We start from the raw sequence: 16,301 nt of genomic DNA, 5'->3' as shown, positions 1-16,301 counted from the left end.
GGCTTAACCGCAAAAGGTATAAAATTTGAATAAAAAAGGTAAGTTAAAGGGAAGAATGCTCAGGCACAACAGTACCCGCCGTCGGCTTCTGCTAAAACGGGTGATGCGAAAAGTCCATCAACGACGCCAGCAATATCAGGTCACCGAGCTGTTTCAGGAACACCCACAGCAAGGTTAGCTTTGTGCCTTTTCCTGCTTTTTCTGGGCCCGGCGCCATTTGAAAAAGTCCGACAGCAACGTCCCGCATTCCTCAGCCAACACCCCTGCTGTCACATCCACTTGGTGATTAAGTCCTTCATGGTCAACCAGATTCATTAGCGATCCACAGGCGCCGGTCTTGGCATCGCTGGCCCCATAAACCAGGCGTTTGATGCGACTATGCACCAGTAAGCCAGCACACATAGGGCAAGGCTCCAGGGTCACATACAAGGTGGTATCCAGCAACCGGTAATTGCCCACATGCTCAGCCGCCTCCCGAATGGCCAGCATTTCGGCATGGGCAGAAGGATCATGGTGGGTGATAGGCTGGTTGAAGCCACGACCAATGATCTGCCCTTCTTTCACCAACACTGCCCCCACCGGCACCTCACCCATCTGCCAGGCCTGTTTTGCCAGTTCCAAGGCATGTTGCATAAAGCGTTGATCGTCTGTCACTTTAGAACCACTGAACTACTAATGTGGCGAAAGTTACCATTCAATGGCGGGTTTCACCAACTGACATGCCCTTCATCTCCAACAAAAATCTATAACCCAATGAAAAATATAAACTTTTAGGATTGGCTATGGTTTTGCAATAGAGCTTAGAGTATTGTTTTCTCCTCATATAGATAAGGAATTGCTATGAACCTTACTGCCATCGCCATCGTCGGCATCATATGTTGGGCGCTAGTGGAATTGGTTAACTCCAGACATAAAAAAGCCCCCAAAGCTCAGGATCTTGGACCAATGCAGCAGGAAATCGAAAAACTCAGAGAGCGAGTGCAGGTGCTGGAGAAAATCGTCACCGATGAAAACTACGATCTGAAGCGCCAGTTCGACAATCTGAAAAACGATTAATCTTTGCTTTAAAAAACAAAGGCGCCTGTTCGGGCGCCTTTTGGGTTATTCCCACTCAATAGTGGCCGGTGGCTTACCGGAAATATCATAAACCACGCGGCTGATGCCGTTGATTTCATTGATAATGCGGTTGGACACCTTACCCAGGAAATCATAGGGCAGATGCGCCCAGTGGGCGGTCATAAAGTCGATGGTTTCCACCGCTCGCAATGATACTACCCAATCATATTTACGGGCATCGCCCATCACGCCCACAGAGCGTACCGGCAGGAACACGGTAAAGGCCTGGCTCACCTTGTTGTAAAGATCTGCCCGATGCAGCTCTTCAATGAAGATGGCGTCGGCACGGCGCAGCAAGTCGCAGTATTCCTTTTTCACTTCACCCAATACGCGAACGCCCAAACCCGGTCCAGGGAAGGGGTGACGATAGAGCATGTCATAAGGCAGGCCAAGCTCCAGGCCGACTTTGCGCACCTCATCTTTAAACAGCTCACGCAGCGGCTCAACCAAGCCCAACTTCATATCCTTGGGCAGGCCACCCACGTTATGGTGTGATTTGATCACATGGGCCTTGCCGGTGGCCGAGCCGGCAGACTCAATCACATCGGGATAAATAGTACCTTGGGCCAGCCATTTGGCATTGGCGCGCTTACCGGCTTCTTCGTCAAACACGTTAACAAAGACCTTGCCGATGACCTTGCGCTTGGCTTCAGGATCGGCCACGCCGGCCAGCTCGCCTAAGAATCTGTCTTCGGCGTCTATCTTGACGATATTCAGACCAAAGTGATCACCAAACATATCCATCACCTGCTTGCCTTCGTTAAGGCGCAGCAGGCCGTTGTCCACAAACACCATCGCGGATGGGCGGCAGCAAAACAGACAAAGAGAAGTCATTCTTGCCAACGCGATTAAGTTCGCACAAAAGCGTTAAGCGTGCTGGCGCACCGACCAGACTGACAGAGTCAGGGATACTGACAATAAGATAAGGATAATCTTGTCCTTGTCTTACACATACGGAGTATTTATGGAAAAGCCAACAGAAACAAACACCGACAAAAAGGGTTTCAGCAGCGGAGTGGATTCCGCTTCGGGCAGCATACATCGTGTTATAGACAGTGCTGCACAGGCCAGTTCTCCGGCAATTAAGCACATAACTGACAGCGCCCATGAGACGGTGGATAAAATGGCCAATGGTATGAATCATGCTGCCGAGGCCGTTTCAAAAAAAGGTGTACAGTTGCAACATCTGCAGCAGCAAATGACTGAGGGCACCCGAAACCAAGTACGCAACCATCCGCTGGTGTCACTTGGCGTTGCCCTGGCAGGAGGCATGTTGTTCAGTTGGTGGTTAAGCCGTCGCACCGGTTCGCAAAATGGCGCATGAACAGGCTGGAAGCCCCGCTGCTGCGGGTGTTCTTCCTCCCCCCCCACAGGCTACTGCTGAGATTGCTATGTGGTGGCAGCAGGCCAGAAACCTGGCTTATGATCAGTTACAGTTGCTGACGCTCGAAGGGCAGCGGGTGGCAAACAGTATGGTTGCGTTGTTAGTGTTTGCTCTGATAGCGGGCTTGCTTGCCCTGACCTTTTGGTTTGCCGCGCTGACCCAAATCATCATACTGGCACAGCACAGCCTGTTGTCGGTAGCACAGGCGTTGGGGCTGGCGATGGTGGTCAATCTCGCTGGTCTGTGGTTTGTACTGCGACGCTTGAGGCATTACAGCAGCTTGCTGGGTTTTCCGGCGACCATGCAGAGTCTGCGCTTGGCTGGCGCAACTAACAGCAAAGAGGCCAGTTGATATGCAACAAGTACAACAACTTGATCACCAAATCGCCATGTTGGTGCAACATTTACCACAACAACGCCAGCAGTTGACTGTACAAACACGCGCCGTTCTAAAGGCGGTGCACGGCAAGCTCAGTTCTCCGGCGGCGCTGGCGGTGGCAACAGTTAGCGGTGCGTTGATCGGCTGGGGGTTGTATCGCCACGACTCAACCACATCTACCGGCAATACCACAAGCATATTGGCAATCAGCTCCTGGGTCATCACTAGGTGGTTGACTTTGAGCCGGTCCAGTGACAGCCAGCGATGAGACGGTGCTGTTTGTGGGGAGGGATTTCCGGCATAGCTGAACAGAAAATAAGCTATTTACGATGCCGCACATATAGAGCGTAGTTGCAGAACATGCAACATTACTTGCCAGGAATCTATTTGACCTGCATCGCGTTTTTTACCGACGTCACACCTGTTACATCACGTGCCACCCGCATGGCAGTATTGATATCTTCTGCTGAATTTACAAAACCGCTCAACTGCACCACCCCTTTGAAGGTTTCAACATTAATTTCGCTGACTTTAAGCGAGGCATTATTGAAAATAGCCGCTTTTACCTTGGTGGTAATCACAGTGTCGTCCACATATTCGCCGGTACTTTCCCGAGTGTTGGTTGCGCCGCAGCCAAGTAGTGTCAGACTGAAGAGACTAAGAAAAAACACTGCAAAGATATTACGTGTTCTCATGATGAAAATGTCCTGTTTGTAATGCTTAATTGAAGTCTGCCGGAGTGGTTATCTCCAGCCCATTGTTTACGCCCTTTAGCCCCCTGATTTTTATCAAAGACTTCAGAAACGAGCTGAGCAACAAGGCGTAGAGTTTGTGGCAAGGCTGCATGATTAGTCTCATCTGCTGCATTAATCGGATTGTCAGCTTAAACCTGTCAAAACTGTTGTTCTGTGCGCCAGCGCACCGTCACTGCGCTGTATGTTTTTTATGGTGTGGCAGCGTACATACAAGCCGACGACAATCCCACATAGTTACCTTACTTTTAAGTGACAGGTAGAAATCTATGTTGGAAACAATCATTGTCGTACTGATTATTCTGTGGGCACTGGGCTTGGTGTCATCCTATACCATGGGGGGTTTTATCCATATTTTGCTGGTGCTGGCCTTGGTAGTTGTAGCTGTACGTCTGATTCGTGGCCGCGGGATCTGATTCAAGCGCGGGTCTAATGACCCACTATACTGATTTTCCCACCGCAATCTTTCGGACAATAAAGGACGACGATAAAATCTGCCGCCCTTTCTTTTCCAGACTACTAACATGCTGTCAAATCACTCCTGTCTTATTATGTGCATCTGTGTACTTGCCACTTAGCCGCCGTCAGCTCTGGCGACCGATACGGCGTCTCGACAGGCAACCCGGCAATAGGTAACGCCTGGAAGCGGGTATTGCCTATTGACCTGAAAACCCACAAACAGTGCGTGATGCGCAAAGCGGACGTTATGAAAGCAGCGGCGAAGGCCCTTCCATTCGCTTTTATATCAATGATATCGGCGTATTGCTCAGCAGGCTGATTGCAGATGATGAAGCGACTCAGGCAGAACAACGAAAGATGATGGTGCAAATCTTTAAAAATGCCTTTCCGGATTCAGCCAGCATCGGCATCTCGGGCTCGCGCGGGACGCATCCTCACCGGTCGCTTTGCTGAAAACCGATCGGGCCATGGAGAGTGCCCAAAGACCAGCTCTGCCTGGAGAGGCATTAGCAAACACCGGCTAAAGCCGGCAGGTCAGTTTTTTCTCACACTCTGAGACCTGAACATTTATTCTGCTCTTATGACCGAGTATTTTTTGCGCAACCCAAAGCGGCTCATCAATGGCTTCACACTGATACCGTGGAGAATAATGGAAAGGGTCACCGCGATCAGCGTCAGGCTGACCAGTTCCAGAGCAATTTCTTCTGACAAGCCATGCTGGATGGCATACATCAGATAGTACAGAGAGCCTATGCCGCGAACGCCGAACCATCCCACCATCCAGCGTAACGGCCATGATGTCGGTGTGCCCAGCAAACCAATAAAGACACTGACAGGACGGACAACCAGGAAAAGGAACAGTGCCAGCCACACCGCTCGCAAGCTCCAGGAATCGAGAAACAATGTCCCGCCGATAAGCAACACAAGCATCATTTCAGAGAGACGCTCCAGTTGTTCCTTGAAGATCAGTGAGCCGCCGCTGATCGACGCTGGCGGGTCACCCTCCTGGGCGGGCAGATTGACTTTGCATTGGAATCGAATCCACATATGCGCGCTCCGGCTCTTGTCGGGATAAAGCCAGTTTGAATTCGGTCTGGCGCAAACTGACTGCAGCAAAAAACACCGCCAGAAAGCCCCAGGCATCTATGAGCAAGCTCAGGCCGTAGACCACCCCGATCAGGCCAAGGCCAAGAAAGTTGTCCATTAGATTCTGGTCGGGCAAGGCGCCACGCAGACTTCGCGCCATATGAGCCAGCGCATACCCTGACACCAGTCCGATGACGACGCCGGCCACCGTGGACCATAAGACATCAATCAACACCCAGTGCAGATTGAATTCGCCAAGATCCTGTAAACCCAGCAAGCCCAGGCCCAGCATTACAAAAGGAAATGCACTGCCGTCATTCATGCCCGCTTCGCAGGTCAGGGTAAAGCGTAGAGGGTCCTTATCGCCGGGATGGCGGGTTTGCACATCCGTGGCCAGCACGGGATCGGTGGGGGCGAGTATCGCACCCAGCAGCACCCCCACTCCCAGCGGCAGTTCAAGTACATAGTAAGCGAAAGCTGCGACCATCCCCACACTGATGGCCATGGATACTGACGCCAGCATGACAGGCGCCCGCCAACGGCGGACATCTATCGGCGCTGGCATCTTGACACCTGCCGAGAATAACGAGATCAGCACCACCACTTCGGTCAGAACCTCAAGCAATGCAGATTCTTGGAGTGGGTTGAAATGGAACAGGTTGAGGATTGTGGGGCCGAGCAGCAGTCCCAAGGCAAGATAGAACATCGCCGGAGTAATAGGAGAGCGCTGCAACAGGGTTACCGTCAACCCACGCGCAAGCATCAATCCGCCTACAAGCAGGAACCAAAGCGAGTCAGACATACCTTATTCGCTGCATTGAATATTATATCCCGTAAGCCCCCACTGATATCTGTAGACATTGTTTGTATTGCTTGAACATGCTGATTTCCTGTTGCAGCAAAACATATTAGTCACTGCCCCACGGAAAATGTCACACAAACCTTACGATAGCGGGTAACGGCAGCGATCTCAGTTCGCTGAACCTCATACGCTGAATAAAAGCTCCGGACCGATAAAACCAATCAGTCATAGGTGATTGCGAACACTCTGAGTCTTAACGCACAGACCAGCCCTCGGACTTCAATTACGCTCTACTCCTGCATCTACTTGAGCTTATGGTAAGAAGCAGAAACCAAACCTATCAATCATATGGAGATTAACTCATGAACAAGAATCAGGTCCAAGGTAAAGCAGACGAAGCGAAAGGGAAGGCCAAGGAAGTTGCCGGCCAGATAACAGGCGACAAAAGTACGGAATATGAGGGTAAAGCCGAGAAGCTTATTGGCAAGGTGAAAACCAAATACGGCGATCTCAAGAACGACATCAAGAAGGCAAGCAAATGAATGTTCCAACTACAACACCTAATAGCAGATACGACTCCAGGGATACCATGTAGGGCTCGGTAACGTTGCTGAGCGCCGCCACGATTACTGGCGACGAAGTATGTAACATGCAGGATGAAAAGCTTGGCAAGATCCACGACATTATGCTCGATCTGGCTGAAAGCAAGATTCGTTATGCAGTTTTATCGACTGGCGGTTTCCTGGGTATGGGCGATCACCTGTTTGCAGTGCCCAGGAAGGCCCTGATGCTGGATAAGGAAAACAAGCGTTTTATGTTCGACGTAGAAGCCAAACGCATACAGAACGCCCCCGGCTTCGATAAAGATGACTGGCCTGACATGGCTGATGCCAGTTGGACCTCGACCGTCGAGTCGTACTATCAACGGTGACCTGCATGCTCTGGAGTCTGAGCGAAGAGGATTAGGACGGAACCCGCCGTATGGATCAAATGCGCCGCCACGGGGCGACGCATCATGGACAACAAAAGTCGGGGTAACCAATCCCCACTATACATCTGAACGTCCACCGTGAACAAATGAGCAATGCCACCCACATATTCCATAAGGAGATTGCAATGGCGAACAACAGAATTCTGGCTCTTGTGTTACTTGCAGTAGGTTTAATCCTGCTTTTCTTAGCGTATCAGTCATCCCAGAGCGTGGGTGATCAGGTAGCAGAGGCCGTTACCGGCCGTTTTACTGATCACACAATCTGGTATCTGATCCTTGGCGCAGCTTCTGCTGTGGCAGGAGGGGCAATGTTGTTGCTCGGCAGAACCACCCGCAGCTAACGCAGGAATTGGCAATGCCCCCCAACAGACAGGAATCCGAGATTGACCGGGTAAGGATAGCCAGCCAGTACCTACCAATCAGAAATCTGTTTAGCGTTGTTGAACTTCGTTTGTTTCGTTACACGGCGGTACTGTTTTCCCTGGTGGTACTAACCATGCTGGTTGGCACCATCCTGTGGGCATTCGGATGGATACTGGAGATGTTCTACAGCCTTATCCTGTCGCTGTCCCTGGCCGGTATTCTGGCATTGGTGCTTTATCCGGTGGTAGAGTTCTTTGAAAGACGAATTCACTTGCCCCGCTTGTTGGCCATCATTATTCTGCTGGCGGCCTTCTTTATAGGGATCGGCGGGCTGATTTTCCTACTGGTTCCCATTCTGATCAGCCAAATCGTACAGATGATGACTGTTTTGCCCGAAGCGCTGGCAAACTGGCAGGAATATTTCTCTGCTCACTTTCCAAGACTCAGCGAGATCATTTCCAGCAGCATAGAGAATAGCGGTGGACAGGAGTCAAAGCCTGTTCTGCCAGGGCTGGAGGAGTCAGGAGGCACACTCATGTCCTATCTGGAGCTGTTGGTGGGTATCAGCTTCGTGCCCCTGTTTCTGTTCTTCGCCCTGCGCTCAGGCAATTCACTCAGGGGACAGGCATCCGAACTGCTCTCTGTCTTCCACCGCCCTACCCAGCAGAAAACTCTGTATTTTATGGAGGTATTCGTGGAATACGTCACCACCTTTTTTCAGGGCCAACTCATCATTGCCTTGTGCATGGGTATTCTTTATGCCCTGAGCTTTACCCTGATAGGTCTTGAATTTGGCATGCTGATTGGGCTGATACTGGGCCTACTGAATATCGTTCCCTTCCTGGGCACCCTGATTGGTTTACTGGTGATCTTACCCATGGCCTATCTGCAGGGCGTCGAATTGCTGCTCCTGGCCACACTGGTGTTCTCTGCAGTGCAACTGATTGAAAGCTGGCTACTGACCCCCAAGATTATGGCCAACCGCTCTGGCCTTCATCCCGCACTCGTGGTTATTTCCCTGTTCTTCTGGGGTACGGCTTTAAATGGCATAATCGGGATGGTGCTGGCGGTGCCTCTGACGGCATTTTTCGTTGCCATCTGGAGCGAAATAAAGGTCAGCCTGAAACACACGCTGAGCAGCCGGGATGCAAGACCTTAATGCAAGCGATCACGTCAACAGATCAGCGGCATTGCGTTCTCAGAAACAGCCTGTTTTTATACAGGCTGTTTTTGTGTTTTTATTCCCACTCGATGGTAGCTGGGGGTTTGCCGGAAATGTCATAGACTACCCGGGAAATCCCGTTTATCTCATTGATAATGCGGTTGGATACCTTACCCAGGAAATCATAGGGCAGATGGGCCCAGTGGGCGGTCATAAAGTCGATGGTTTCCACCGCACGCAATGATACTACCCAATCATATTTACGAGCATCGCCCATCACGCCCACGGAGCGCACTGGCAGGAACACGGTAAAGGCCTGGCTCACCTTGTTGTAAAGATCTGCCCGATGCAACTCTTCAATAAAGATGGCGTCGGCACGGCGCAATAGGTCACAGTATTCCTTTTTCACTTCACCCAATACGCGAACACCCAAACCCGGTCCAGGGAAAGGATGGCGATAAAGCATGTCATAAGGCAGGCCAAGCTCCAGGCCCACTTTACGTACTTCATCTTTAAACAGCTCACGCAGCGGCTCCACCAAGCCCAACTTCATATCCTTGGGCAGACCACCGACGTTATGGTGAGATTTGATCACATGGGCCTTGCCGGTGGCGGAACCTGCCGATTCAATCACATCGGGGTAGATAGTCCCCTGGGCCAGCCATTTGGCATTAGCGCGCTTACCGGCTTCTTCGTCAAACACGTTTACGAAGACCTTACCGATAACCTTGCGCTTGGCTTCGGGATCGTCCACGCCGGCCAGCTCGCCTAGGAATCTGTCTTCGGCATCCACTTTAACGATGTTTAAGCCAAAGTGATCACCGAACATATCCATTACCTGCTTGCCTTCATTAAGGCGCAGCAGTCCATTGTCCACGAATACGCAGGTCAGGTTCTTGCCGATGGCGCGGTGCAGCAGCATGGCCGTTACTGAACTATCCACACCGCCGGAAAGGCCCAGAATAACCTCATCGTCACCCACCTGCTCACGCAGGCGCGCGACGGCATCTTCAATAATGGAGGCCGGAGTCCACAGCTTTTCGCAGCGGCAGATATCCACCACGAAATGCTCCAGCATACGCATTCCCTGACGGGTGTGAGTCACTTCCGGATGGAACTGCACACCATAAAAATGTCGGGATTCGTCAGCCATGGCCGCATGAGGGCAACTTGCAGTTTGCGCCAACGTCTTAAAGCCAGAAGGAATGGCGCTGACTTTGTCGCCGTGACTCATCCACACATCCAGCAGAGCGTTGCCGTTGGCGCCGACTTTATCTTCTATGCTGGCAAACAGCGCGGTAGGGTCGATAATCTCCACTTCGGCATAGCCAAATTCACGAATATCGCTGCCGAGCACCGCTCCACCAAGCTGTGCAGCCATGGTCTGCATGCCATAGCACACACCAAATACCGGTACACCAGCCTTAAACACATATTCAGGGGCGCGGGGAGAGCCGGCCTCAGTCACCGACTCGGGGCCACCGGAAAGGATAATACCGCGGGGATTAAATTCACGAATTTGCTCTTCGCTTACATCCCAGGCCCAAAGCTCACAATAAACGCCGATTTCACGAATACGACGGGCAATCAACTGGGTGTACTGAGAGCCAAAGTCCAGAATGAGAATACGATGGTCATGAATATTTGCAGTCATGGAAGTTCCAGCTTGTAATAAAACGGCGAAGCGGCAGGTGCCGCTTCGAATTTTCAGTCCAGATTGGCCTTAGCCCATTCTGTAGTTTGGTGCTTCTTTGGTGATGGTCACATCATGCACATGGGACTCGCCCATACCGGCCGCAGTGACCCGTACAAACTTCGGCTTGGTGCGCATTTCATCAATGGTGGCGCAACCGGTCAGACCCATGGCGCTGCGCAGGCCGCCCATTTGTTGATGCACGATATTGGAAATCGGGCCTTTGTATGCCACGCGGCCTTCGATACCCTCAGGTACCAGTTTCTCTGCGCTCTTATCATCCTGGAAATAGCGATCCGAAGAGCCCTGGGCCTGGTTCATAGCGCCCAGCGAGCCCATACCACGGTAGGATTTGTAGTAACGACCTTGGTAAAGCTCCACTTCGCCCGGTGCTTCTTCGGTACCGGCCAGCATACTGCCGACCATTACGCAGCTGGCACCGGCCACCAGGGCCTTGGCGATGTCGCCGGAGAAACGGATACCGCCATCGGCAATCACTGGAATACCCGTGCCTTCCAGGGCCTCCACCGCATCGGCCACGGCGGTGATTTGCGGTACGCCGCAACCGGTGACGATACGGGTAGTACAGATTGAACCTGGGCCAATACCTACTTTCACTGCATCTACGCCGGCATCTGCCAACGCTTTAGCACCAGTGCCAGTGGCCACGTTACCGGCAATCAGCTGCAGATTAGGATACTGGGCACGCACTTTCTTGACGCGATCGATAACACCTTGGGAATGACCATGGGAGGTATCAATCAACAACACATCCACACCGGCTTCCACCAACAAGGCAATACGCTCGTCAGTACCGGCGCCAACGCCTACGGCGGCGCCAACACGCAAGCGACCCAATTCATCCTTGGCGGCATTGGGTTTGCTTTCGGCTTTCTGGAAATCCTTAACGGTAATCAAGCCCTTGAGCTTAAAGTTGTCATCCACCACCAGGATCTTTTCGATACGGTGTTCATGCATCAGCCCCAGTACTTCTTCGGAGCTGGCACCTTCACGCACAGTGACTAACCGGGCTTTTGGCGTCATCACATTGCTGATGGCCTGGCCGAGATTGTTTTCAAAACGCAGATCACGGCCGGTGACAATACCAACCAGGTTATTGTCCTTATCCACTACAGGGAAACCGGAATAGCCATGTTGCTTGGACAGGGCATTGATTTCGCCAACAGTGGCATCAGGAGTCACGGTAATAGGATCGGAAACCACGCCGCTTTCGTATTTCTTTACCTGGCGAACATGGGCAGCCTGTTCTTCAGCCGTCATGTTCTTGTGAATAAAGCCCATGCCACCTTCCTGAGCCAATGCAATAGCCAGGCGCGCCTCGGACACTGTGTCCATGGCGGCAGATACCATAGGGATATTGAGCTCTACACCGCGGGTTAATTTTGTCTTGAGACTGGCGGTATGGGGGAGGACAGTAGAGTGGCCCGGAACCAACAATACATCATCGAACGTCAGGGCTTCTTTATCGATTCTGAGCATCGCAACATCACCTTTAGAATGAGGAATTAGTTGCGGCGCAATTGTAGCCCTTTTGCCCATTGGGGTAAACTGAATTTATCCTGCCGTTTCCAGTTAATTTCCATGCAGCAAAATAACCACAATATTCTTACCGTCAGCCACCTTAATCGCCTTGCCCGCCAGGTACTGGAAATGGAAATCGGCCAGGTCTGGGTGCGCGCCGAAATCTCCAATTTTGTCGCGGCAAGTTCCGGCCATTGGTACTTCACCTTAAAAGATGATCGTGCACAGGTGCGCGCCGCCATGTTTAAGATGGCCAACCGCAGGGTAACCATGCGTCCCCAAGAGGGTGACAGGGTGCTGGTAAGGGGTAGCCTGGGCCTGTATGAGCCGCGAGGGGATTATCAACTGATTGTGGAACACCTTGAGCCCGAAGGCGAGGGGCTGTTAAAGCAACAGTTTGAACAGCTTAAACAAAAGCTTTTGGCACAAGGCTTATTTGATTCGGCCCGCAAACGCCCATTGCCTTCCCCTATTCTTAAGGTGGGCGTAGTGACCTCCCCGACCGGTGCTGCAATTCACGATATTCTGACCGTGCTCAAACGCCGTAATCCGGCCATCGAAGTGATTCTGTACCCCAGCCAGGTACAGGGAGAAACCGCGCCGGCGCAGCTGATTCGCGCCATTCAAACTGCCAATCAGCGCAACGAAGTAGATTTACTGATTGTGGGACGTGGCGGCGGCTCGCTGGAAGATCTTTGGTGCTTTAACGATGAAGCCCTGGCCTATGCCATTTACGCCTCCAATTTGCCCATTATCAGCGCCGTTGGCCATGAGGTAGATGTCAGTATTGCCGATTTTGTGGCAGATTTGCGTGCCCCTACCCCATCGGCTGCGGCCGAGTTGGTCAGCCGTGATAAAGCCGAGCTTGAGAAAAGCATACAGCAGCTCGGTGCAAGGTTAGTCAGCCTGACCCAACATCGCCTGTCAGCCTTGGGCCATCGTCATGAAGTGGCCGCCCATCGATTGCAGCGCTATCACCCCGAAGCGCGTTTACTGCAACAGGCACAGCAACTGGACAGGCTTAGTGCAGAGCTTTCACAGCATTTTGCTAAACGTCTCAGCGATGCCGAGAAACGAAGTAACAAGCTACAGGAGCGATTAGGCAGATTATCGCCCGAACGGCGACTGGATAACCTGACACAACGCTTAGGTTTCCTGGAGCAATCTTTGCAAAAGAGCGTAAAGGACCTGCTGCAGGGCAAAGGTCAGGCTCTCGCCGAAAACAGCCATTTACTCAATAGCGTCAGCCCCCTGGCGACCTTGTCTCGCGGCTACAGTATCAGCCTAAAAGACGGCAAAGCGGTGAAAAAGGCGGCCGAACTCAAGAGCGGCGATCGCCTCACCACCAAATTTGTCGATGGTGAAGTCGTTAGCCTGGTTGAAAAATAGCTTGGTAATAACCAACCGTGATTAAGAAACTTTGCTTCGCCCTTATCCTGCTGTTTGCATTGCTATTGGGCTATTTTCGCCTGACCGCGTCCAACGCGCCCCAAGCGCCCCTTTTTGAAAATTACCCAGGTTTTTTAAACATTGCTCACCAGGGTGGCTATTTACTGTGGCCCAGCAACACCCTGTACGCCTTTCGTAATGCCGTGGATTTGGGCGTGGATATGCTGGAAATGGACGTACATCAAAGCAAGGACGGTCACTTGGTACTGATGCATGATGCCGATGTGTCGCGCACCACCAACGGCAAAGGTCTGCTAAAAGAAATGACGCTGTTGCAAATCAAAGCACTGGATGCGGGCTTTAACCATCTGGAAGCCCTGCCTGGGGCAGATAAAGCCTTCAGGGGGAAAGGTATTCAAGTCCCCACCCTGGAAGAAATCTTTAACGCATTTCCCCATATGCCAATGACCATTGAGATCAAGCAGCGCCAGCCTTCCATTGCCCAGCCACTTTGCCAGCTTGTTAGAAAACACCAGATGCAGGATAAGTTAATTATTGGCTCCTTCCATCAGGAAGCGTTGGATGAATTTCGTCAGCACTGCCCGGCGGTCGCCACCTCTATGGCCTCAAGCGAGACCTCCCGGTTTGTGATCTTGAGTAAACTGGGCCTAAGCAGCCTGTACTCGCCTAAAGGGGCAGCCCTGCAAGTACCCATGCATAGTGGCGGTATCAAAGTGGTGAGCGAGAAGCTATTGGCCGATGCACATGCCAAAGGCATGAAGGTGCATGTATGGACCATTAACGATCCCTGGGATATGCAAGACCTTATCCGCCTGGGCGTTGATGGCATTATCAGCGACCGCCCGGATTACTTAGTAAAGATAAGCCAAGGCCAATAAACCAACTGCTAGAAGTGCCAGATAAGGAAAGGGCGACGTCCACCATGAGAGTGGTTTCGCGGCCAGCTCTTTTACCTTTTCCCTGCTGTTATAGCGGATAGGAAACCAGAACAGCGGCACGAAAGAGAGCGCCGACAACACAGAAAAGAGCAGTTTATAGGGTGTCAGCCAAACACAGGCCAGGCAAATCAGGCAAAGCGCCGTAAAGAAAATGCGGTAGTAAGGGCTTGGCGCCAAATGTTTCTGCTTATCCATAAGTTACTTCGAAATCCATTCCGCGCTCTTCAATCAGTGAGGGATCACCAATCTCAGGGTTTCGACCTTCTTGTCATCAAGATGAAGTCTGTACAGATCGCCATATTCGCTTTCCTGTATATCCGCCGCTTCACCACCTAACAAGCGAATCAGCTCAGGCGTGGTATTGCTATGACCCACAATCACTGCATCCTGCCCGTTAGCCAGCAAGGATGCAGCAAAGCCCTCTAAATCGCGCGGATCATAGAGCAAAACTTCCATTTCCTTAGACTCGGCCAGAGGCGTTACCGTTTGCCGGGTGCGTTGGTAATCGGTGCTGTAAATACGCTCAAGGGGCACATGTTTTAGCATGGTTGCCAGGTTCTGGGCCTGGTGCTTACCTGCCTCAGTCAGTGCCGGATCGCTTCCCTGACTTTCTTTTTGCGCATGGCGAAGAAAGTAGAGGGATACATCAGCCGCCAAAGCCGAACCACTGGCAGAGAGAAACAGAAACAAGCAAAGTAGCCAGGTTTTCATATGGATGTCCTTATTCTTTAAATAATTGAGGGCCGTTCGGCCCCCGTGATTACTTCTTCTTATGGAAAGACATTAAGCGCTTACGCTTGCGCTCCTGGGCCAGGGTCAGCTGGTTTTTCTTGCCTTCAAAGGGATTGGCGCCTTCGCGGAATTCGATGCGAATGGGCGTACCCATCACATTAAGCGTCTTTCTGAAGTAATTCATCAAGAAACGCTTATAGGAGTCCGGCAGATCCTGCACCTGGTTACCGTGGATCACTATTACCGGCGGATTATAGCCCCCGGCATGGGCGTATTTCATTTTCACCCGGCGTCCACGCACCAAAGGCGGCTGGTGATCGTCCTGAGCCATTTCCATGATGCGGGTCAGCATCGAGGTGTTGATGCGCTTGGTCGCCGATTCATAGGCTTCGATAACGGATTCAAACAAATTGCCAACGCCGGTGCCGTGCATGGCCGAGATAAAGTGCAATCGGGCAAAGTCGATAAAGCCCAAACGTCTGTCCAATTCACGTTTCACTTCATCTTTTACATCGGTCTTGAGGCCGTCCCATTTATTGACCGCCAACACCAATGAGCGCCCGGAATTAAGCACAAAGCCAAGCAGGCTTAGGTCTTGATCGGTGATCCCCTCTCGGGCATCCACCACTACCAACACCACGTTGGCTTCTTCAATGGCTTGCAGGGTCTTAACGATGGAGAACTTCTCCACCATATCGCTGACCTTCTTGCGTTTACGCACTCCGGCGGTATCGATCAGAATATATTCACGCCCGTCGCGCTGCATGGGAATAAAAATGCTGTCTCGGGTGGTGCCGGGTTGATCGAACACCACCACACGCTCTTCCCCCAGAATACGGTTAGTCAGGGTGGATTTACCCACATTGGGCTTACCGACGATAGCCAGCTTAATGGGTTGGCTCTGCAGGCGTTCAAGCTGGGCCTCGGCATCCAGCTCTTCTTCCTCAAGGCTTTTTTCCTGCACCTGCATATCGGGAAATTTATCTTGCAGAGGTAACAGCAAATCGTCCAACAATTGGCTGATACCACGACCATGGGCAGCAGCGATCTGGTGAATGTCTCCCAAGGCCAATCGGTAAAAATCGGCGGTTTCGCTGTCACCGTCGATACCATCGACCTTGTTGGCCACCAGGTGCACCTGCTTGCTTTGCTTGCGCAAATGATCGGCAATGGCCTGATCGGCGACAGTCAGACCGGCGCGGGCATCCACCAGGAACAGCACCACATCGGCTTCATCGATAGCCAGCAAAGACTGTCCTGCCATGGCCGCATCGATGCCCTGCTCGTCGCCACTGATACCACCGGTATCCACTACGATAAACTGCAGCCCTTCGTACTTGGCCTGGCCATACTTGCGATCCCGGGTAAGGCCGGGAAAATCTGCCACCAGCGCATCACGGCTGCGGGTCAGGCGGTTAAACAGAGTGGATTTGCCCACATTGGGGCGCCCCACCAGGGCGACTACAGGTAACATAAAGGTTCTTTCCTAACA

Annotated in this window: 22 protein-coding genes and 1 pseudogene; 13 read left to right on the top strand and 10 right to left on the bottom strand. The window is 52.0% G+C overall.

Features of this window, described 5'->3' with window-relative positions:
* The first annotated feature begins 25 nt into the window (after positions 1-25).
* Positions 26-178, top strand: a complete 153-nt coding sequence (locus P2G88_RS11935) for a hypothetical protein (protein ID WP_275796232.1) — start codon at positions 26-28, stop codon at positions 176-178.
* Here P2G88_RS11935 and tadA read toward each other — a convergent pair.
* Entirely contained in the window at positions 175-654 is a 480-nt protein-coding gene (gene tadA / locus P2G88_RS11930) for a tRNA adenosine(34) deaminase TadA (RefSeq protein ID WP_275796230.1), read from the bottom strand. The two genes, P2G88_RS11935 and tadA, sit on opposite strands and share 4 nt — an antisense overlap.
* Before the next feature lie 186 nt (positions 655-840).
* Between tadA and P2G88_RS11925 the strand changes: the two genes are divergently transcribed.
* Positions 841-1,056: a hypothetical protein gene (locus P2G88_RS11925; RefSeq protein ID WP_275796228.1), complete on the top strand. Its 216-nt coding sequence runs from the start codon at positions 841-843 to the stop codon at positions 1,054-1,056.
* A 45-nt stretch (positions 1,057-1,101) separates the two neighbouring features.
* Here the strand turns inward: P2G88_RS11925 and guaA (P2G88_RS11920) are convergent.
* Positions 1,102-1,908 (bottom strand): annotated as a pseudogene (gene guaA, locus P2G88_RS11920) (glutamine-hydrolyzing GMP synthase); the annotation flags it as partial.
* A 172-nt stretch (positions 1,909-2,080) separates the two neighbouring features.
* Between guaA (P2G88_RS11920) and P2G88_RS11915 the strand changes: the two are divergent.
* From P2G88_RS11915 to P2G88_RS11905, 3 genes are all read left to right on the top strand, one after another.
* Entirely contained in the window at positions 2,081-2,440 is a 360-nt protein-coding gene (locus P2G88_RS11915; RefSeq protein WP_275796226.1) for a hypothetical protein, read from the top strand.
* A gap of 67 nt (positions 2,441-2,507) precedes the next feature.
* On the top strand, positions 2,508-2,852 hold the full coding sequence (locus P2G88_RS11910; RefSeq protein ID WP_275796224.1) for a hypothetical protein: 345 nt from the start codon (positions 2,508-2,510) through the stop codon (positions 2,850-2,852).
* Between the two features lies 1 nt (position 2,853).
* Positions 2,854-3,147: a hypothetical protein gene (locus tag P2G88_RS11905; RefSeq protein WP_275796222.1), complete on the top strand. Its 294-nt coding sequence runs from the start codon at positions 2,854-2,856 to the stop codon at positions 3,145-3,147.
* Between the two features lie 115 nt (positions 3,148-3,262).
* Here the strand turns inward: P2G88_RS11905 and P2G88_RS11900 are convergent, their stop codons facing one another.
* Positions 3,263-3,574 carry a BON domain-containing protein gene (locus P2G88_RS11900; protein WP_275796220.1) on the bottom strand — a complete coding sequence of 104 codons (312 nt, stop codon included), beginning with the start codon at positions 3,572-3,574 and terminating at the stop codon, positions 3,263-3,265.
* Between the two features lie 326 nt (positions 3,575-3,900).
* Between P2G88_RS11900 and P2G88_RS11895 the strand changes: the two genes are divergently transcribed.
* Positions 3,901-4,047 carry a lmo0937 family membrane protein gene (locus P2G88_RS11895; protein WP_275796218.1) on the top strand — a complete coding sequence of 49 codons (147 nt, stop codon included), beginning with the start codon at positions 3,901-3,903 and terminating at the stop codon, positions 4,045-4,047.
* A gap of 265 nt (positions 4,048-4,312) precedes the next feature.
* The gene (locus P2G88_RS11890; protein ID WP_275796216.1) at positions 4,313-4,543 is read left to right on the top strand and encodes a hypothetical protein; all 231 of its coding nucleotides are present in this window, start codon (positions 4,313-4,315) and stop codon (positions 4,541-4,543) included.
* 114 nt (positions 4,544-4,657) lie between these two features.
* Here the strand turns inward: P2G88_RS11890 and P2G88_RS11885 are convergent, their stop codons facing one another.
* Entirely contained in the window at positions 4,658-5,137 is a 480-nt protein-coding gene (locus tag P2G88_RS11885) for a cation:proton antiporter (RefSeq protein WP_275796214.1), read from the bottom strand.
* Positions 5,088-5,978 (bottom strand): cation:proton antiporter, encoded by an 891-nt coding sequence (locus P2G88_RS11880; protein WP_275796212.1) that lies wholly within the window; start codon positions 5,976-5,978, stop codon positions 5,088-5,090. Before P2G88_RS11880 ends, P2G88_RS11885 begins: the two co-directional genes overlap by 50 nt.
* A 362-nt stretch (positions 5,979-6,340) precedes the next feature.
* On the opposite strand from P2G88_RS11880, the gene P2G88_RS11875 reads away from it, so the two are divergent.
* The 4 genes from P2G88_RS11875 (at position 6,341) to P2G88_RS11860 (ending at position 8,491) form a co-directional block, all read left to right on the top strand.
* Entirely contained in the window at positions 6,341-6,520 is a 180-nt protein-coding gene (locus P2G88_RS11875; RefSeq protein ID WP_275796210.1) for a CsbD family protein, read from the top strand.
* Positions 6,521-6,585: 65 nt separating this feature from the next.
* Positions 6,586-6,909, top strand: coding sequence for a PRC-barrel domain-containing protein (locus tag P2G88_RS11870; protein ID WP_275796208.1), 324 nt, complete (start codon positions 6,586-6,588; stop codon positions 6,907-6,909).
* Between the two features lie 185 nt (positions 6,910-7,094).
* Entirely contained in the window at positions 7,095-7,310 is a 216-nt protein-coding gene (locus tag P2G88_RS11865; protein ID WP_275796206.1) for a DUF3185 family protein, read from the top strand.
* Between the two features lie 14 nt (positions 7,311-7,324).
* Complete coding sequence (locus P2G88_RS11860) at positions 7,325-8,491, top strand: AI-2E family transporter (protein ID WP_275796204.1); 1,167 nt, start codon at positions 7,325-7,327, stop codon at positions 8,489-8,491.
* Positions 8,492-8,570: 79 nt separating this feature from the next.
* Here P2G88_RS11860 and guaA (P2G88_RS11855) read toward each other — a convergent pair whose 3' ends face one another.
* Positions 8,571-10,148 carry a glutamine-hydrolyzing GMP synthase gene (guaA, locus tag P2G88_RS11855; protein ID WP_275796202.1) on the bottom strand — a complete coding sequence of 526 codons (1,578 nt, stop codon included), beginning with the start codon at positions 10,146-10,148 and terminating at the stop codon, positions 8,571-8,573.
* Between the two features lie 69 nt (positions 10,149-10,217).
* A complete protein-coding gene (gene guaB / locus P2G88_RS11850; RefSeq protein WP_275796200.1) occupies positions 10,218-11,687 on the bottom strand; it encodes an IMP dehydrogenase in 1,470 nt (489 codons plus the stop codon).
* A 102-nt stretch (positions 11,688-11,789) separates the two neighbouring features.
* On the opposite strand from guaB, the gene xseA reads away from it, so the two are divergent.
* Complete coding sequence (gene xseA, locus P2G88_RS11845) at positions 11,790-13,118, top strand: exodeoxyribonuclease VII large subunit (RefSeq protein WP_275796198.1); 1,329 nt, start codon at positions 11,790-11,792, stop codon at positions 13,116-13,118.
* A 17-nt stretch (positions 13,119-13,135) separates the two neighbouring features.
* Complete coding sequence (locus P2G88_RS11840; protein WP_275796196.1) at positions 13,136-14,017, top strand: glycerophosphodiester phosphodiesterase; 882 nt, start codon at positions 13,136-13,138, stop codon at positions 14,015-14,017.
* Here the strand turns inward: P2G88_RS11840 and P2G88_RS11835 are convergent.
* From P2G88_RS11835 to der, 3 genes are read right to left on the bottom strand one after another with little or no spacing between them, the layout of a single operon-like run.
* Positions 13,991-14,272 carry a hypothetical protein gene (locus tag P2G88_RS11835; protein ID WP_275796194.1) on the bottom strand — a complete coding sequence of 94 codons (282 nt, stop codon included), beginning with the start codon at positions 14,270-14,272 and terminating at the stop codon, positions 13,991-13,993. The genes P2G88_RS11840 and P2G88_RS11835 overlap by 27 nt on opposite strands.
* A 33-nt stretch (positions 14,273-14,305) precedes the next feature.
* Positions 14,306-14,788, bottom strand: coding sequence for a phosphoglycerate mutase family protein (locus tag P2G88_RS11830; RefSeq protein WP_275796192.1), 483 nt, complete (start codon positions 14,786-14,788; stop codon positions 14,306-14,308).
* Between the two features lie 49 nt (positions 14,789-14,837).
* Positions 14,838-16,283: a ribosome biogenesis GTPase Der gene (gene der, locus P2G88_RS11825; protein ID WP_275796190.1), complete on the bottom strand. Its 1,446-nt coding sequence runs from the start codon at positions 16,281-16,283 to the stop codon at positions 14,838-14,840.
* Positions 16,284-16,301 lie beyond the last annotated feature (18 nt).

The organism is Aliiglaciecola sp. CAU 1673 (assembly GCF_029223185.1).
In the GTDB taxonomy this organism is placed as follows: Bacteria; Pseudomonadota; Gammaproteobacteria; order Enterobacterales; family Alteromonadaceae; genus Bowmanella.
Note: the sequence above shows the minus strand (reverse complement) of the source record. Positions and strands in the feature narration are given on the sequence as shown.

Bases quoted from the DNA above. Each gene is read 5' to 3' on its own strand.
- P2G88_RS11900 (WP_275796220.1), bottom strand. From the start codon at position 3,574: ATGAGAACACGTAATATCTTTGCAGTGTTTTTTCTTAGTCTCTTCAGT.
- xseA (WP_275796198.1), top strand. From the start codon at position 11,790: ATGCAGCAAAATAACCACAATATTCTTACCGTCAGCCACCTTAATCGC.
- P2G88_RS11905 (WP_275796222.1), top strand. From the start codon at position 2,854: ATGCAACAAGTACAACAACTTGATCACCAAATCGCCATGTTGGTGCAA.
- guaA (WP_275796202.1), bottom strand. From the start codon at position 10,148: ATGACTGCAAATATTCATGACCATCGTATTCTCATTCTGGACTTTGGC.
- P2G88_RS11885 (WP_275796214.1), bottom strand. From the start codon at position 5,137: ATGTGGATTCGATTCCAATGCAAAGTCAATCTGCCCGCCCAGGAGGGT.
- P2G88_RS11830 (WP_275796192.1), bottom strand. From the start codon at position 14,788: ATGAAAACCTGGCTACTTTGCTTGTTTCTGTTTCTCTCTGCCAGTGGT.
- P2G88_RS11865 (WP_275796206.1), top strand. From the start codon at position 7,095: ATGGCGAACAACAGAATTCTGGCTCTTGTGTTACTTGCAGTAGGTTTA.
- P2G88_RS11915 (WP_275796226.1), top strand. From the start codon at position 2,081: ATGGAAAAGCCAACAGAAACAAACACCGACAAAAAGGGTTTCAGCAGC.
- P2G88_RS11925 (WP_275796228.1), top strand. From the start codon at position 841: ATGAACCTTACTGCCATCGCCATCGTCGGCATCATATGTTGGGCGCTA.
- P2G88_RS11835 (WP_275796194.1), bottom strand. From the start codon at position 14,272: ATGGATAAGCAGAAACATTTGGCGCCAAGCCCTTACTACCGCATTTTC.
- guaB (WP_275796200.1), bottom strand. From the start codon at position 11,687: ATGCTCAGAATCGATAAAGAAGCCCTGACGTTCGATGATGTATTGTTG.
- P2G88_RS11860 (WP_275796204.1), top strand. From the start codon at position 7,325: ATGCCCCCCAACAGACAGGAATCCGAGATTGACCGGGTAAGGATAGCC.
- P2G88_RS11895 (WP_275796218.1), top strand. From the start codon at position 3,901: ATGTTGGAAACAATCATTGTCGTACTGATTATTCTGTGGGCACTGGGC.
- P2G88_RS11880 (WP_275796212.1), bottom strand. From the start codon at position 5,978: ATGTCTGACTCGCTTTGGTTCCTGCTTGTAGGCGGATTGATGCTTGCG.
- P2G88_RS11910 (WP_275796224.1), top strand. From the start codon at position 2,508: ATGTGGTGGCAGCAGGCCAGAAACCTGGCTTATGATCAGTTACAGTTG.
- der (WP_275796190.1), bottom strand. From the start codon at position 16,283: ATGTTACCTGTAGTCGCCCTGGTGGGGCGCCCCAATGTGGGCAAATCC.
- P2G88_RS11875 (WP_275796210.1), top strand. From the start codon at position 6,341: ATGAACAAGAATCAGGTCCAAGGTAAAGCAGACGAAGCGAAAGGGAAG.